This window comes from Synechococcus sp. R6-10 (genome assembly GCF_047461815.1).
GTDB lineage: Bacteria > Cyanobacteriota > Cyanobacteriia > Thermostichales > Thermostichaceae > Thermostichus.
The window spans coordinates 1-509 of the sequence record NZ_JANSHW010000666.1 but is presented as its reverse complement, the minus strand read 5'-3'; the positions used below and the strand labels follow the sequence as shown (position 1 = coordinate 509).

1 pseudogene is annotated in these 509 nt (G+C 55.8%); it reads left to right on the top strand.

Annotated features, from left to right (window positions below):
• Positions 1-509, top strand: a pseudogene (locus tag NW837_RS15170) (hypothetical protein); the annotation flags it as partial.

Genomic DNA, 509 nt, shown 5'->3' with positions numbered 1-509 from the left:
CAGCTCTACACCCGTCTTTTGAACGAGCGGGAAGTGTTGCAGCAGGAAAAAGATCACTTGGAAGCGCGGGTCTTTGAGTTGCAACAGGAACGCAACGAGACGGAGCCCCAGGTGATGTATTTGCGAGAGCAGCTCAGCCAGGCCAGCTTTCAACTGGAACAAACTCAAAACCGGGAACGCAGCCTTAGCGAGCGAGAACGACAGTTGTCGGAAATTGTAGCCCAACTGGAGCGACGGCGGGCTGTACTCAACCAAGCCATCGAAAACCTCACCAATCAAGAGGCCGATTACACCGTTCGCACCAAAGAACTGGAGGCGGTCGTCCGGGAAAACGAAAAGAAAGCCAAGCAGTACCTGGAAGCTGCCAACCACTACCGCGCCTACCTGGAAGAGCTCAATGCGCAAGTGCAAGAAACGCAAGCCAAGCTGAGAAGCCTTGGTGTCGAGCCCAAGCCCGCCGACCTGCCTCGACTTGAGGATCTGGAAAAACCCACCCCCATCCCAACGCC